Origin of the sequence: Sporosarcina sp. FSL W7-1283, assembly GCF_038003105.1 — a bacterium.
GTDB classification, from domain to species: Bacteria; Bacillota; Bacilli; order Bacillales_A; family Planococcaceae; genus Sporosarcina; species Sporosarcina newyorkensis.
In genome coordinates this window covers 201,037-217,510 of the sequence record NZ_JBBOOL010000001.1, presented here as the reverse complement: position 1 = coordinate 217,510, position 16,474 = coordinate 201,037, and the positions used below count along the sequence as shown (strand labels likewise).

Annotated in this window: 15 protein-coding genes; 5 read left to right on the top strand and 10 right to left on the bottom strand. The window is 40.2% G+C overall.

Annotated features, from left to right (window positions below):
• Nucleotides 1–104 precede the first annotated feature (104 nt).
• The 3 genes from MKY93_RS00985 to MKY93_RS00975 all read left to right on the top strand — a co-directional run bounded on the left by MKY93_RS00985 (nt 105) and on the right by MKY93_RS00975 (nt 2,985).
• On the top strand, nt 105–1,055 hold the full coding sequence (locus tag MKY93_RS00985) for an ABC transporter ATP-binding protein (protein ID WP_340757931.1): 951 nt from the start codon (nt 105–107) through the stop codon (nt 1,053–1,055).
• The gene (locus tag MKY93_RS00980) at nt 1,048–2,565 is read left to right on the top strand and encodes an ABC transporter permease/substrate-binding protein (protein WP_340757930.1); all 1,518 of its coding nucleotides are present in this window, start codon (nt 1,048–1,050) and stop codon (nt 2,563–2,565) included. The genes MKY93_RS00985 and MKY93_RS00980 overlap by 8 nt, the downstream gene beginning before the upstream one ends.
• A gap of 165 nt (nt 2,566–2,730) precedes the next feature.
• Complete coding sequence (locus MKY93_RS00975; RefSeq protein WP_009766573.1) at nt 2,731–2,985, top strand: KGG domain-containing protein; 255 nt, start codon at nt 2,731–2,733, stop codon at nt 2,983–2,985.
• Between the two features lie 168 nt (nt 2,986–3,153).
• Here MKY93_RS00975 and MKY93_RS00970 read toward each other — a convergent pair whose 3' ends face one another.
• From MKY93_RS00970 to MKY93_RS00945, 6 genes are all read right to left on the bottom strand, one after another.
• Nucleotides 3,154–4,503, bottom strand: coding sequence for a YjiH family protein (locus MKY93_RS00970; RefSeq protein WP_009766574.1), 1,350 nt, complete (start codon nt 4,501–4,503; stop codon nt 3,154–3,156).
• Between the two features lie 169 nt (nt 4,504–4,672).
• Nucleotides 4,673–5,332, bottom strand: coding sequence for a flavin reductase family protein (locus MKY93_RS00965; RefSeq protein WP_009766575.1), 660 nt, complete (start codon nt 5,330–5,332; stop codon nt 4,673–4,675).
• 252 nt (nt 5,333–5,584) lie between these two features.
• Nucleotides 5,585–7,135, bottom strand: coding sequence for a helix-turn-helix domain-containing protein (locus MKY93_RS00960; protein ID WP_340757929.1), 1,551 nt, complete (start codon nt 7,133–7,135; stop codon nt 5,585–5,587).
• Between the two features lie 218 nt (nt 7,136–7,353).
• The gene (locus MKY93_RS00955; protein ID WP_245799492.1) at nt 7,354–8,583 is read right to left on the bottom strand and encodes an acyl-CoA dehydrogenase family protein; all 1,230 of its coding nucleotides are present in this window, start codon (nt 8,581–8,583) and stop codon (nt 7,354–7,356) included.
• Nucleotides 8,584–8,876: 293 nt separating this feature from the next.
• Nucleotides 8,877–9,608, bottom strand: a complete 732-nt coding sequence (locus MKY93_RS00950) for a LytR/AlgR family response regulator transcription factor (protein WP_078817625.1) — start codon at nt 9,606–9,608, stop codon at nt 8,877–8,879.
• On the bottom strand, nt 9,589–10,887 hold the full coding sequence (locus tag MKY93_RS00945) for a sensor histidine kinase (RefSeq protein WP_078817626.1): 1,299 nt from the start codon (nt 10,885–10,887) through the stop codon (nt 9,589–9,591). Before MKY93_RS00945 ends, MKY93_RS00950 begins: the two co-directional genes overlap by 20 nt.
• A 169-nt stretch (nt 10,888–11,056) precedes the next feature.
• Here MKY93_RS00945 and ccsB point away from each other — a divergent pair, with 169 nt between their 5' ends.
• Entirely contained in the window at nt 11,057–12,229 is a 1,173-nt protein-coding gene (gene ccsB / locus MKY93_RS00940; RefSeq protein ID WP_078817627.1) for a c-type cytochrome biogenesis protein CcsB, read from the top strand.
• Nucleotides 12,230–12,537: 308 nt separating this feature from the next.
• On the opposite strand, the gene MKY93_RS00935 is transcribed toward ccsB, so the two are convergent.
• The 3 genes from MKY93_RS00935 to MKY93_RS00925 form a co-directional block, all read right to left on the bottom strand.
• Nucleotides 12,538–12,804 carry a hypothetical protein gene (locus MKY93_RS00935; RefSeq protein ID WP_009766582.1) on the bottom strand — a complete coding sequence of 89 codons (267 nt, stop codon included), beginning with the start codon at nt 12,802–12,804 and terminating at the stop codon, nt 12,538–12,540.
• An 85-nt stretch (nt 12,805–12,889) separates the two neighbouring features.
• The gene (locus MKY93_RS00930; RefSeq protein WP_009766583.1) at nt 12,890–14,503 is read right to left on the bottom strand and encodes a DUF4179 domain-containing protein; all 1,614 of its coding nucleotides are present in this window, start codon (nt 14,501–14,503) and stop codon (nt 12,890–12,892) included.
• Nucleotides 14,481–15,047 carry an RNA polymerase sigma factor gene (locus tag MKY93_RS00925; RefSeq protein ID WP_040758683.1) on the bottom strand — a complete coding sequence of 189 codons (567 nt, stop codon included), beginning with the start codon at nt 15,045–15,047 and terminating at the stop codon, nt 14,481–14,483. Before MKY93_RS00925 ends, MKY93_RS00930 begins: the two co-directional genes overlap by 23 nt.
• Nucleotides 15,048–15,308: 261 nt before the next feature.
• On the opposite strand from MKY93_RS00925, the gene MKY93_RS00920 reads away from it, so the two are divergent.
• Nucleotides 15,309–15,917 (top strand): hypothetical protein, encoded by a 609-nt coding sequence (locus MKY93_RS00920; protein ID WP_009766585.1) that lies wholly within the window; start codon nt 15,309–15,311, stop codon nt 15,915–15,917.
• Nucleotides 15,918–15,976: 59 nt separating this feature from the next.
• Here MKY93_RS00920 and MKY93_RS00915 read toward each other — a convergent pair whose 3' ends face one another.
• Nucleotides 15,977–16,414, bottom strand: coding sequence for a GatB/YqeY domain-containing protein (locus MKY93_RS00915; protein WP_340757928.1), 438 nt, complete (start codon nt 16,412–16,414; stop codon nt 15,977–15,979).
• Nucleotides 16,415–16,474: the final 60 nt, after the last annotated feature.

Sequence of the window (16,474 nt, the reverse complement as noted above, 5' to 3'; positions counted from 1 at the left end):
GGACATTACAATTCGTTAAGTTGAAAAACAGCGAATGGTAAGGGATATAATTTCCTATTCACATTTCATTATGTGAAAATCGAAATATTGAAGGAGTGATACAGATGATTCGATTTGAAAATGTTTCGAAAACTTATGATGGCGAGCGTTTAGTAGTAGATTCTCTCAATCTGCAGATCGAGCGGGGAGAGTTTCTTGTTCTGGTTGGTCCAAGCGGCTGCGGAAAAACAACGACCCTTAAGATGATCAATCGCTTGATCCCGCTCACAAAGGGAACAATTTGGCTCGATGACAAACGAATCAGCGACTACCCGATCCACGAACTTCGCTGGCAAATCGGCTATGTTTTACAACAGATCGCGCTCTTTCCGCATATGACCATAGAGGAAAATATTGCAATCGTTCCCGAGTTAAAAAGATGGAAAAAAGAGCAAGTACAGCAGCGAGTGACAGAATTACTGAAAATGGTCGGACTTGACCCTCACATCTACCGTGATCGCCAGCCACAAGAACTGTCAGGAGGCCAGCAACAGCGAGTAGGTGTGATACGAGCATTGGCTGCAGATCCAGACATTTTATTAATGGACGAGCCATTTAGCGCTCTTGATCCAATCAGTCGCGTTAAGTTACAAGATGATATCTTGGATCTACAGCGCACTATTCAAAAGACTATTGTTTTTGTGACGCATGACTTGCAGGAAGCTTTTAAATTGGGTGATCGTGTGTGCATTATGAATGATGGAAAAATCGAACAGGTGGCTACTCCGCAAGAAATACTAACGCGTCCCGCTTCTCCATTTGTCCAAGAATTTACTGCGACGGCTGTAGCAAGGAAGTTTTCTATTGTGGAAAATTTGGAGCCAGTTCCAGATGGTTTTTCTGCTCACTCCAATCTGCCCTTCGATAGCGAGTGGGGGTCTCTGGTGCAATCATTAGCTTCTAATGAACGAATAGCGATTGAGAAGGAAGGACAGATTGTCGGTTTTATCACGAGAGAAGGCATCCTCCGCTTTTTAGCGGAACAATCACTTGAAGGGACGGTGCCGAATGAATAATTTCATGGAAGTATTCCAAGATCGGCGCGGTCAATTGCTGGAAGCTCTTTTGGAACATATTCAAATCTCATTGATTTCCTTATTGTTTGCGGTAGTAATCGCTATTCCTATCGGTATCTATTTAACCAATCAACGAAAAATAGCGGAAACGGTCATCGGAGCAAGTGCCGTACTGCAGACAATACCTTCACTTGCCTTGCTTGGTCTTCTCATCCCCTTATTTGGTATCGGGAAAGTACCGGCAATCATTGCATTGGTTGCCTATGCCTTGCTACCGATTTTACGTAATACATACACGGGTATTAAGGAAGTCGATCCTTCATTGAAGGAAGCGGCCACTGCAATGGGTATGAATACATGGAAACGCTTGATGAAAGTCGAGTTGCCTCTTGCTATGCCTGTAATGATGGCGGGGATACGTACTTCCATGGTACTGATTGTCGGAACGGCAACACTTGCGGCGTTGATTGGAGCAGGCGGTCTCGGTGATTTGATCCTGCTTGGGATTGATCGGAATAATCCTTCGCTTATTGTGCTTGGTGCAATCCCCGCTGCTCTGCTGGCATTATTTTTCGATTATTTACTGAAGATATTTGAAGGCCTTTCATTCAAAAAAGCCATCATCGCCTTTGCGGCATTTACCGTAGCGGCAATCCTAATGGTCGCTGCACCTTTGATTGGTGGAAGTTCTAAAAACCAACTCGTAATAGGTGCAAAACTTGGTGCTGAGCCTGAGATTCTCATTAATATGTACAAACTGCTCATCGAGGATCAGACCGAACTGACAGTCGAATTAAAACCCGGACTTGGGAAAACTTCATTCGTCTTCAATGCTTTACAGTCGGGAAGCATCGATCTCTATCCTGAATTCACAGGTACAGCCTTATCTGAGTTCTTGAAAGAGGAAGCGGCCAGTAATGATCGCGAGGAAGTGTATCGGCAAGCGAAAAAGGGATTGGAAGATCAATTTGACCTAGTATTATTATCACCTATGTCTTATAACAATACGTATACGCTTGCCGTTTCAAAAACTTTCCAGCGGCAATATAATCTAGAGACCCTATCAGATCTCGCTGCTGTTGAACAAGCCGTAAAAGCTGGATTCACTTTAGAATTCAATGACCGAGAAGATGGCTACTTAGGCATCCAAAAGCTCTACGGTCTGACATTCCCTTCCGTCCAAAAAATGGAGCCGAAATTGCGCTATCAAGCGATAGAAGCAGGAGAAATTAATTTGATGGACGCTTACTCTACGGATAGTGAGCTTCGAGAATATGATTTAACGGTACTGGAAGATGACAAAGAGTTATTCCCTCCTTACCAAGGAGCTCCCCTGTTACGGAAAGAGACGCTCGAACAATATCCTGAATTGCAGAAGGTACTCGATTCACTCGCGGGTCTCGTGACTGATGACGAAATGCGTGAGATGAATTATCAGGTGAACGTAGAAGAGATAAGTGCAAAGGAAGTGGCGGAAACCTTCTTGCAGGAGAACAATTTACTAAATTAATTTTATTTTTTTGATCCTCAACCAGCTCAGAGATCCCAGGTTGTTTCAGTTACCTAGCAAGCCATTCCTAGTGATCGATTCAAAGTTAAAAAGTTTAAAATCATGTGAGCGGGCTATACAGAGGATGTAACGAACAATACTAAAAAACGAGGAGAGATTTTCATTATGGCAAAACGTAACAACAACCAGGAGAACCAAAACAACCGTAGCAAAATGTCCCTTGAAGAAGCAGGTCAAAAAGGCGGAGAAACAACAGCTAAAAATCATGGCCATGAGTTCTATGAAGAAATCGGACGCAAGGGCGGAGAAGCCACTGCTCGAAACCATGACAAAGAATTCTACGAGGAAATCGGCCAAAAAGGCGGAGAAGCTCGCGCTAGACAAAACAACAATAACTCAAACAAAAACAATAATTCCTAATGGATGCTACGTGATGTAATGACAGGATTCCCCCTCTTGCATTTTACTTCACATAAGCACGAGGCTGTCCCGGAGGTCAGAAATGACTTTCAGGACAGCCTCGTTTTTTATTAATGTACAGTAAACCTTGTAAAAAGTAGTGAGGGCACTATGTCCTTTATGTCTATCTCATAATAAAAGATAGGCCAGTGGTGTAGCAACAAGAATACTTAAAATTGTACGTTGTACCCAAATAACAAGAAGCTTCGGAATACTGATTGGAATCTCTGTAGACAAAATACTAGGGATACTCGCCGAGAAAAATATAATGGATGATACACAGACGACAGCAACGACAAATTTTGATACGATTGCCGCCTCAACGACTAATAATGCCGGTAGAAACATTTCGGTGACACCAATGGCAGCCGCTTTAGCAACTAGGAATGCATCCGGCAATTGCACTAAAGCAGTAAATGGATAGAAAATATATCCTAGAAAATCAAAAATGGGTGTATACTCTGCCAATAGTATTCCGATTAAGCCAATAGATAAGATAGTCGGTAACATATTCATCGTCATGACCATACCATCACGTAAATTCACCCAAAGGTTCTTTCCGAAATTTGGTGCATTATTAGAAGCTTCCATTGCTTGTTTCCAAGCATTCTGTAGATAGTTACCCGTGATAAGTGTTTCCGGTTCCCCTGTCATACCGTTATAATATTCATCTGGTAACTTACTGATCGGCCAAATCCTTACGGTAATAGCCGTCACGAAAAATGTTACAAAGGCCGTCACAAAAAAATACAAATTCCAAACACTCATAAGATCCAATGTTTTAGCAACAATAATCATGAAAGAAACAGTTACAGTTGAAAACCCAGTTGCAATGATAACAGCTTGCTTTATTGTATACTTACCTTCTTTAAACTCTCGATTTGTAATTAATAAACCTACAGCAAAGCTTGCAACGAAGGATGCCATAGCGCTTACAGCAGAACGTCCCGGAGTTTTCCATATCGGTCTCATAACCCGTTGAAAAAGAACTCCAACAAACTCAAAAAGTCCATAACCCAGTAATAAAGCTAAAAAAACCCCGCCCAACGGAACCATTATACCGACAGGGACTACTAGTGAATCAAATAGGAACGGTCCTACATGTTCATTCATTAACCAATCAGGACCTCGTTTTGAATAGATGATAATTCCTACTGCTAAACCTATTATCTTCAGTAATGTAAAAACTAAATTAAATGTGCTTTTATTCCACGTTTTTGTTGCAAATGGATAGATCACTCCTCCTAATATAACAAGTAAAGCGTATATCGGAGTAAGAGATGGAAAAGTTGTGTTGATCCATGTAACTATGTGATCAAGAGGAATGGATGATGTTCCATCAACTTTGATTGGAGCGAAAAAAATAAATATTCCAATCAAACTAAAGCCGACAAACTTTAAGATATTGGGCACATTACTCATGGTTTGTTCTTGAAGCTTAGGATTCTCTTCTACATTTGTTGTTTGAAGATTTGGCACAGTATGTTACCTCCTTTTTTGTAAACAGCTTTTTAAAATTTCGAAATTCTCTTGGCAAAAAAATATTATTGGCAAGTTCAAGATATAAAAGACACAAGGTATGTGCAGTTTTTACTCAACATAGCCTTATGTCTCTGATCTCAAAATTCAATAGAATATACTGTTCGTTTTATACATTTTTCCCCTCTAAACCGGCTAACTCCTCTGCTGAGGCAGCTGGTGCCTTCATTTCAAATATTTCATTGATCACAGTATAATCATAGTATCCTAGACGTGCGATCGGTTTTATTTTCAAGATATCCAGTTTTCCATTTGGAAGAATGATGTCATCAGCGATATGCACGTGGGCTACTCGTCCGATAACAAGATCTACTGTGGAGACTTCATTACCAGTTGGTATTCTAATCGTCTGTACATACTCACATTCAAATTGGACCGGTGATCCGGCCACACGTGCACCAGGTGCTTCAATACAACTTTCCTTTGCTACTCCTGCTGCTTCAAATTCGTCAACGTCATCTGTAGAAGCCTTTGCGGAAATATTCACTGCTTCACGTAAATCCCAGGTAGCCATGTTCCAAACAAACCAGCCCGTTTCCTCAGCATTCCGGACGGTATCTTTTCTTCCGCCTAATATCGACTGATTAGCCGCAAACATAACCATCGGCGGGTCCCACGTAAGATTTTGATATTGACTGTAAGGCGCCAGATTGTCTACTCCATCTTTTGATTGAGTTGAAAGCCATCCGATCGGGCGCGGTATAGCACTACTTTTAAAAGGGTCATATGGCAAACCGTGATGTTCGCCTTTCTTTGGTGAATAATTCATGTATTTTCCTCCTAAGTGTATATGATATTTATGGAATAAATTGAGTTCACAAGCTTCTTATTGCAACAATCCTGTAGCTGGACCACCTCCTTTAATCACTAACAACCTAACAGAAAGCGCTTTCTTTGTTCGTTAGATTAATCCTACTCTTTTTGCAACCTACCACGCTATGGACAATATATATAACTTTAGGAAAATATAAAATAATTAGACGACAAAAAGAAAAATCTATCCAGTTTATATGGACAGATTTTAGATAGTAGGATTATTATGTGTCCTCCAAAAGCTCGGAGAATAGCCTATGACTTTTTTAAAGACCCTACTAAAATAGCCCGGGTCTGTAAATCCTACTTGTTCGGCTATTTCAGAAACCGTCATCGTAGTTCCCATAAGAAGCACTTGGGCCTCTTTAATACGTTTCCTTTGTAAATAATCTGTAAATGTACAGCCCATCTGTTTTCTAAACATCGAACTGAAATACTGGCTATTTCGGTTTACAAAAGCCGAAATATCTTCAAGAGTAATTGAAGTAGCATAATTTTCGTTGATATATTGAATAGCCTTTTTTATTAGAATAGAATTATAGGAAGTTTCTTCTTTTTCGACTTGATCGCATAATCGGTAACAAAACGATAGTATATTATGAATAATGTCAAATAATACTTCGCCTGATAATATATTGTTAAATAATTTTTTATAAAGATGTTCTTCTTCAAGCAGATATACTTTTTCTAACATGAAGCGTCTTATATGAGATAGAATATTTGTTAATCGAATACGGACATTTTCAGAATCCGGGAAACTTTCTTCTGTTATTGAATAGTTATTTACCTGATCATTAAGCCAATTTTTCAGCATCTCACGATCAATATTCCGCAAGTGCTTCATAAATTCATCGCTTTCCTCAGGGGAAAGAAAGGGATCTATTTCGGTTAAAACTAAGTTTTCAATCGGAGGAAATACGTGATTCCCTCCAAAGTAGAATCGGCGTAACAGGGCACGTTTTGCTTCCCAATACGATTGGTGTACCATCTTCGGGTTGTTATACCATCTCCCTATACTTGCAGAAAAGGAAAGACCTCTTTCACTTTTCGCTTTTTGGCAAAAGTACACTAATATTCGTCTTAACGAATGAATTGGCTCTTGATCAGAAGCCAAATATTCTCCACTAAATAACAAGACGAGATGATCTTCAACGATTAGCACAAAAGGGCGGTAAGATTGAAATTCACTATTGATAAAATGGACTAACTTAGTCAGATCCACTTCTCCTTGATTTGACTTATCAAGGCTAAGGGCTACAACCAGTGTGGGAATTTGTTGATAGCCCCAAGTTCGGACTTGGTCCAAAATGAGTGAGTCGTTGAATACTCTTCCAAATAAAAGGTCGTATGCCCATCCATGATGGATAAAGTTTTCTTTGTCTTCACTAGTTTTTTTATGTGAATTAATTACTGTATTTTTCATCGTATGTAACCATTCGTTTGTATCATAGGGCTTTATAAACAAAGCCTCCGCCTTCATATTTAATGACTGCTCAGCTGCTTCAAATGTTTTATGATGCGTATGGACAATTGTCTTTATCTCCAATTCCCTCAGTAAATTTGTTAATTGTTTTCGTGAATGGGTAAGCATCTCAAGTTCTACAATTAAAATATCCGGCTTCCAATCGAAAAGAATATCAAGACACTCTTCTTCATTGTCCGTTTCTTTTAATTGCGTTATTAAAATCTGGTTTGATAATAAAACCCATCTGATCCCTTTTCGTTCAAGTTCATCTCTTTCCGCTATAAGAATTTTCATCCATTGCCTCCTACTGATTCTTAGTAATTTTACTCTGTATTTTACCCTTTATTTAATGTAAATTGATAGTTTGTACAGATTAATGGTGGATCATAAAACAGGCAAAAGCAGTGAACACACTGCCTTTGCCTGTTTTTAATTATGCTTAAGTTATACTTGCGCGATACTGTCTTCTGGCTTGCATAAATAGGGTTATAGAATGCTATAAGATTCTAACTTCAATCCAGCCAAGGAACTTCAATTAACGTACGTCCGACCCACTCACGCAATACTTCATTAGTTGGGCCCATAATTGCACCCGCGCGTCCATCCCGCACAAATTTTTCCACTTGTCCCGTCATATAACCCCGACCGCCAGACACTTGCAACGCTGCATTTGTCACGTCAATGACCATATCTGCTGCATGTGTCTTCAGCTGCCATAATGGATATAAGCATTCTGATAACTCTCGGCCTTCCTTCTGACAGCGATCCATTGCCTCCGCTGTTCGATACAACATGCTGCGCGCACTATCGATCTTGATTTGCGCCTTAGCCAGCTCATGACGAATTACTTGATAATCAGCCACGGAAGAACCTGTATCCGCGTGAACGGTACGCTTTGCTCCGTTGATGGCCATATTCAATGCGCCTTGAGCGATCCCTACCCAGCACGCCGCTGAACCTAGTAAGAATAAAGGATCGATCGTGTTGTCGTTGAAATAACCCATACCGCCTTCGCCACCAATACGGTTCTCAAGAGAGACTTGAACTTCCTTAAAGTTCATCGGCCCGCTAGCATTTCCACGTAAACCCATTGCATCAAATGGGAAAGCTTCCACACCTTTTTGATCGTTTTCGACTAATAAAAACATCAGATTATCCGGATCGTTTGTTTCAGGAGAAGTAGTCGCAACCAAATAAAAGTCCGCTTCTCCCCCGCTCGTCACGAAAGATTTTTCTGCATCCAACGAGTAACCGCTTTCATTCCGTTTCGCCTCACTGCCAACGTTCCAGAAGTGTCCACCAGTTGCTTTTTCACTAAACGCCAATCCTCCGACATGTCCAGCCTGCAAGCGCGGTAACAAACGCTGACGCTGTTCTTCAGTTCCAGCCTCGTAGATTGTATGAGCAGTTGTCATGTGCATCACCCAACACATCGTAGTGGATGGGCAATACTGTGCAAAAACTTCCGAAAGTACTGCAAATGCTGTGAATCCATCTTCAAGACCACCCGCCTCAACCGGTATGGTAACTGCTGAATAGCCAGCTTTCGCAACCTCACGTAAACTTTCGCGTGGATACTTTCTCTCTTGATCTGAAACGAGCGCACGGGGCAACAGTTCTTTTTCTCCTAGTACATGTGCTGCTTTCTGTAACTCTTCATGCCCTTCTGGACATGTCCACCATTGTGGTATTTCCATGATTCCCTGTTGTTGTTTTTCTTTTTCCATTACACTAATTTTCACCAAAATGTTCACTCCAATTTTTCATTAACTTGCTATTTAGTTATTCGAAAAGCTAGCTCTACTCTTTTTACTTTATCATATTTTACGTAATAGTAAAGATTCAATGTTTAAATAATTATCTGTTAATGTTAACTTAAACTGTATACTCAGCGTCCGTATTATAAATACGATCAATTTATTAATTTTATAGTTTTCCAATAAAAAAAGAACCATCCGAGATAAAAATGACTTCTCGGATAGCTCTATGGTTGGTCAGTTTAACAAATAAATTAATATTCACATCACAATCAGCACTAGTCTCTTATTCTTCTTTGCAATTCCCCGGATGCTCGAAACGAAATGTCACAGATAGCACCATTTGTCATCGTAACTGTACGTTTCTTTTTATCCAATTCATTTACATGTTGCAGATTAATCAGAAGGCTCTTATGACACCGATAAAAAGAAGTGCTCGCTTCTTCAAAATCTTTTAATCTGCCGTAAAACTCATAATATCCATTCTTCTCATATACGGTAATCTTATGTGGAATCGTAGAGGTTTCGAAATAATAAATATCCTGAAGCCTTATATTTTTAATGCGCTCCCCAATTTTTATTTGAATAACTTCTGATGAGTCCACTTCACCAAGTTGCGTGTATTTTACAAATGCGCTCTCTAATGCTTCTTTAACTTGTGAGGCGATTTGATTGGGTGTATCTTTCACAATGAAATCAAGTGCTGCCAATTTATAAGTAAATGTAAGTTTCAAACGATCCGCATGAGTTGTAATAAAAATAATAGTGGCTAACGGATCTTTTTTCCGAATAGTTACGGCCAAGTCCATCCCATCCAGATGATGATCCAACTCAATATCCAGAAAGTAACAGTCAGCCTGATAATGATCAAGATAAGTTAGTACGTCGTCCGGCGTGCTTGTACACAAGACCACTTCAATACTTGGTTCGTGAAAACTTGCATAGTTCATAATTTCTTTGTAGATAAACTCTTTCTGAACTGGATTGTCTTCACATATGATAACCCGCACTCATATCCCTCCCTGCGATCATAATTTCATGAATAAACCATTGGTTTTCAACACGCGTATTCCAAGTAATATTCGGATAATCGGATAAGATTTTCCTAGCGGAAGACAAGCCCATTCCTCTATCTTCCCCTTTCGTTGAATACCACTCTGCAAATATTTGTTGAATATTCATCTCGCTATCTGACAGTCTATTCTCGATCACGATGACGACCTGGTTATTCACGGATAGAAAAGCCAAGTTAATTTGAGGAGAGTCTAAAGCGGTCGATGCCTCGATTGCATTATCCAAGAGAATTCCCAAAACTCGCGACAGATGAAGACGATTCATAGATATATCTTCAATCACATCTGGAACCTCTACAGAAATAGGTATCGACGATTCATCAGCAAGCAATAATTTGGTGGAAATCAGTCCTTTTAATTCAATTATCTGTAAACGGTCGAGCTGGCTAAACAATTGATTTTTAAACAAGGTTCGTTGCTCTGCTTTTATAATTTGTTCCTCAAAATATTTTCTTAGCCCTGTTACATCTTCATTTTCAATATAGCCACGCAATGAAAGCAGTATATTTGCGTGGTCGTGTCGGAAAATCTGCATGTCTCGATTCACTTGTTCAAGTGATTTCATGTATTGAGTGAACTGTTGCTGCTCTATTAGCTTTTCGTTTATGTCTTGATCTTTCACCATCGTATGTAAAACAATTCTGGTAAGGCTTATCATAATCACAAAATAAAAAAGCAGAATTACTAAATTCGTTGCAGAAATTTGGATATCGTCTTTTTCTGCAGGCAAAAACACCAAAACATAAAAGACTATGCTGGTACTAACCGCAACGAGTAATAATACCAATTGAGAACTCTTAGATAGAATAATTCGATGTTCGTAGTGAGTTAAAAACTTTTTGTACACCACAACAATCGCAGCAATTTGCACCACGATTAACCCAATATGAGTGACTAGCGATAAATGAAAGGTATACACTAAAAATAGAGCAGTATATTCTGCTAGAATGCTGCAAAGATGGATAAAGAGTAAATGAAAAAAGACCATTTGCTGTCTAGAAAACAAGAAAAATAGTCCGCCAATTAAAACGACACTGACAACCATTGAAAGCCAAAGTGACTGTGGATAGATAGCGGCCAAAACGGTGACAAATGTGTTAACAACCAAGCATAAAATCAATCGCTTTATCGTTAATTGTAAATTCATAATATAAAACAGAGACCCATATATGATAAAGAAATTGAATAAACCAAAGAGGAAAAACAAAGTTGTCATTTTATCACCTCTATATTTTGCTGTTTATGTCTTTAGTAGTTACGTTCAAGATGTATTTGTAGACGATCATGATAAAATCGCCCGAAACCATTCTACCATGACTATAATGAGGTTTGATCGTACCTGAGTTATTTTCATTAGTACGTTACGGTATACGGGAGGTTACTATATGAATACGGAAAGTCTAATGACAATAAGCAATCAATCGCTGTGTGTGGCGTTCATCTTCTTACTAGTCGCTATCGTTCCCGTTGCGCTTTCGGTTACCACAAAAAACAAGCGGACGAAACGACTAGGCATGAGTTTAACGATCGCAGCCTTATTACTGCAACTGACTTATTTTGCGCTTAGATGGCTTGCAATCGGTCACGCACCAGTTAGCAATATGTACGAGTTTATGACATTCTTCGGCATCATGCTCCTAGCAAGCGCATTACTACTCTACCAGCTATACAAACAAATTGTGGTTGTATTATTTTCAATTCCGTTCTCGTTGATTATCATGGGATTTGGCGGAGTTTTCACGAGAGATGCTTCACCTCTAATCCCCGCTCTCCAGAGTAATTGGTTATCTATACATGTGATTACTGTCGCTTTTTCTAGCGCAATCCTCTCAATAGCGTTTGCAACAGGTATTATTTACTTGTTGCGTACTCTGGATGTCGAGACGCAGACAGTTCATACGAGAAGCTTGGAATTCGTTATGTATTGTCTAGTCGTGTTAATAGGATTTATTTCGAGTTCAATGTTTTTTTCGTTCACCTCGGAAGAAAAACTCATTCAGTTTGAAAATAGAGAACAGGAAGTAGAGAACGCTGCATATATTATGCCTGCGCTTATCGTAAATCAAGATGCCGTTCTTGTAGATAGCGGACAATCAATCGGAGTCATAGAAATTTCCAACATGCTGGATGCGAAAAAGAGCAACACCATTCTATGGGCATTTTTGATAGGCACTGCTCTATACCTGATAATTCGCATGCTAACGAGAAAGAAAATAATACAATTACTAAAACCATTAACAAAGAAAGTGAATTCTACGGTTATGGATGAAATATCGTACCGAGCTGTCGTTGTAGGCTTCCCCTTGTTCTCGCTAGGAGGTTTATTATTTGCGATGATTTGGGCACATCTGGCATGGGGGCGCTTTTGGGGATGGGATCCAAAAGAAGTCTGGGCGCTCGTTACTTGGTTGTTTTATGCAGCTTTTTTACATCTACGAACATCTCAAGGTTGGGAAGGTAAGCGAACTGCCTGGATGTCGATCATTGGTTTTGGCCTAATTGTATTCAACCAAGTATTCGTCAATCTCGTAATTGCCGGATTACATTCTTATGCTTGAAGTTCAAGCAGATAAATCAACTGTAAAAGGTCGTCTTTGACAGTCATTTCAACCGACTTCGGACGACTTTTTCCTGCTTAAAATTTATGTTAGAAGAGTGATATAGATCACTGCATTGAAGTTGTTCTGAATTTATAAAACATCCTTCAGTGACACCCTTTTCTCACGTGGTCAATCAAGAAAAGCAGAAATTTCGCACCAAAGTATCTTTACACCGCACTAATGTATAACTGAACCGAGCCAAAACTCCTCCAGACCGCACCTTATTCAAGCCACTCTGAACCAAATCAGCTACATACCGCACCATTCTAACCTAATAACCTGTATAATTGAGGAAAATCATACAACTTCAAAGGAGTGAGTACATTGCTAAGTATCTTGGTTGGGCTAATAATCTGGGCTTCAATCTTACTATCGCCAATCGCTCTGCTGGTTCTCATCTTCAAACGAACTTGGACTACTGTAATCGCCTGTTTAATCATCATGTTGCCAGTTTCTCTATATTGTCTGGCCGGAAACCCACCTATTTCATATATCGGTTTCGCACCGATAGTACTCTTGATTTCTGCTCCCATCTTTATCAAAAAGAAAAAATTAACTTCTTCTGTTTAGAAAAAGCCAGCCCACTCCAAAAGATATTGGAGCAAGCTGGCTATTTTTTTAATATAAAGGCACTTTCCACGGTTCTACCACTGGCTCATAACGTTTTACGGAGAAAAGGTGCAAGATCAATTCCTCAGGTACTTCTTTCAATTTAGGCAGAGTCAATTGCATCCCGACCTTAAAGTCTCCATTTTCGTCTTTTTCATCCAATATAGAACCACTTAATCCCGACGAGTAAACATTCCCTTTATCATCTGTAATCAACCAGCCGCCTAACTCACTGGCTCCCACTTCTTTCCCGCCTTCCATCTCAATAACAAAAGTCTCTTCTTTCGCAATTGGCATCAGCGATTTACGTAAATAAAAGTTTGTTTCATTTTTCGCCTTGACGACAGTCAAATGGTTGCCCTCAAACTCAAATGAAAATGGCTTCTTTCGTAACTCATTCGGCCGAATTTTAACAGAGAAATCAACCGGCTCCGTTTTATACACGCCATCCAGCACAAACGCTACATTAGGCTGTTCTTTTTTCGGAACAAATGAATTCACCCACTTTAGGTGTCCCAGTGTCCCCAATCTTTCGCTGGTGCCTTGCAGCATACCTGTGTCCACAGCATGCCCTTTTTCTTCTGTCCACGTATTCCAGGAATATAATGCTGTTCCACTCTCATCTTCCAAATGATACGCGATCGCCGTCTCGTACTGATAGACAAGATCTTCTACATTTTCCGCTCCGAATCGAAGCACAAAATCATTTCTCGCCTTTTCAACCCTCGTGAGTTCTTCTTCTGAAAAGGATGTTTCATAAAACAACTCTGTAGATGAAGGTGCCTTTTGAGCTTTTTGCAAATCAACTTTTACACCATTCGTCGTAATGGAGGCATCTTCCAATGCAAGTGTTTTGGTCAATTGCCGTTTCTCTTTCAGATCAATCGGAACATCCAACTTCCAACTCCCTCTTACTCCATTCAGTTCAACTATATCAAATCGGACAGTCAACTGGTCCAGTTCCTCCTGATCACGCAATGAAAATTCATATACACCATAATCGCCTCCATCCCACCAACTGTAACCAAGCTGACCTATCTCATTTCCATTACTATCGAGCGCGATGACACGATTTGCAGAGTCCCCCTCCTCAAGATACGTGTTTTTCGTCTTTCCATTTTTCAACACTTGGTACGATAGAGTAATCCGAGAGGAATCCGCCATTACATCTTCCACTTTCAATGTAACCCCTTGGTCTTCTACCGCCAGATCCACTCGTTCGGCTAGCCCCTCTTCCATTGCCAAACGAAGCCCTTCATCCGCTTGTTCAGTTGAAAAGAAGCCTCCAATCAATTGAGCAAAACTCGGACTCAGCGCAGCGCTTAAACCTACAGCCAACACTACACCCGCAGCGGATAACATCACCTTTTTCCAAGGCGCTTTCCGTCTGAACGTTTTTTGCTCATACGGTTCCAGCTGTTCCAATACGTTATCCGCAAAATCATCCGGCAATTCAGGGTTTTGGAGCGTTTCCACGACAAATCTCTGCTCTTCCAAAAACGCCGCTACAACTTCTTGACAATGTGAACAGTTTTCCACATGCACCTGTACCCGATCCGATTCCTTTTCCGTTAATAAATCATCCACATATTTAGATAATTCATCTATCGTTGGACAGTTCATGAAAATATCCTCCTTCTCGTTTCACCGTATCCCTCATTTTTTTCTTTGCGCGGTGAAGTTTATTGCGAACAGTAGACAACGGAACATCTGTCAGCTCACTGATTTCGTCATAACTTAACTCATTCGCATATCGCAATAGCATGATCAATCGCTCATCTTCTGGAAGTGTCGCAAGCAGACGTTCCAGTTGTCGATGTTTCTCTTTTTTCAAAAACACGACTTCCGGGTGATTGCTGTCTATTACTTGTTCTTCCCCGAGTTCCACTTGCGTCGAGTGGTACCGTTTTTTACGGAACTCATCCATACAATGATTGATCGCCACTCGATACAGCCAACTGGAAAACGATCCCGTTTCTTTATATTTACCCAACTGATGATATACTTTCAAAAATGCATCCTGCACGAAGTCCTGTGCATCCTGCGGGTTTCTCGTCATTCTTAAAATTGTCGCGTATAACGGATTTTTATATTTATTGATAATATGGGCATAAGCTTGCTTATTTCCAGCCAATACTTCACGCACCCACTGCAGATCCTCTTCCATAGCGGCCTCCTTAATCAATTACACCTCGGCGTAATTGCGTCGGGATTTTGAATTTCAAAATCCCTGACATCCGCCGGAGGCTTTATTTAGAGACAGATAAAACGACCATGCGCACGTCTCGTTTTTCTATTTCATTCAGTATAACGAGACGAAGTCAGAAAACATCTCACTTCTACGAAAATATATTTTAGAAACGTAACGGAAAGTTCAGTAAACTGCTACACTATAAAAATATAACTAAAATAAGGAGGTTACTAGACGATGAAAAAATGGGTAGGTTTGATGTGCCTTAGTTGCCTACTAGTTCTTGGTGCTTGTGCAAACACTGATACGAATCAACTGACAATCCCTGAATTAACAGACCGTGAAAAGCAAATACTCGGGACCACATCTAACCAAGCATTCGTATTTGATTATACCGCTGACCAAAAGTACAAAGACGTCTCTATCTGGTTGGAGAAATATGAAAAAGGGAAGAAAACAGCCGAACCGGTTAGCCAATTTTCTACCTCCCTGCCAGGTAAATTAACAAGCGGCGGCATTGTGTTCACTGTAGTACATACAGCGGACCAGCAAGTACTTTTTTTCACAAACGTTGGTGATACAGATGGATTTAGTGGAATACAAACTCAAGATACGATGCCAAATGGAGAAAACCTGGCAATGCTTTGGGGTACCAATCCACAAGAAAGCTTGCCGTTGTCAGAAGAAATGCTTCTAGCCAGCATCATCCACACGAGTACAACTGAGGGCGTTGGAACCAGCTCTTTATCTGTAGATTTCTATGAACAAAAGGAAGGGTATTTGGAGGAATTGAAGGCAAAAGAATATGACGTAGTGTATTTATTGAAGGCTTCATTTAAGAAATAAAAAAATACCTAGACGACAAGTCAACTCATCGTCTAGGTAGTCTCGTATAAAGAGGTTCCTTAGTTCTGCAAGTATTCTTTTACAGCCTGGGAAACTGTCTTACCTTCCGCACGTCCGGCAACTTCTTTCATCACTGTCCCGATCGCTTGCCCCATCGGCGTGTCTTTCGCAATACCGAGTGTGCCGATCAGTTCCTTCACTTCATCCACATTCATCTGCTTCGGTAAATAGGATTCGACGGTTACTACTTTTGCTTTTTCTGCTTCCACAATATCTTCACGATTGGCTTTTTGTGCTTCTTCAAGGGATTGTTTCGTTTGCTTGAGTTCACGCTGGACGATCTTGATTTCCTCTTCTTCCGTCAATTCACGCTTTAATTCCAGCTCCTCATTTTGCAGACCCGCACGCAATAAATTGATCACACCTTTTTTCATCTGATCCTTTTCCTTCATTGCCGTTTTTATATCTGCCATCAAACGATCTTTTAACTGCGACATCCTAATCCCTCATTTCTAAAGTATTACTACTAGTATACAAAATAATCATGCTCTCAGTCG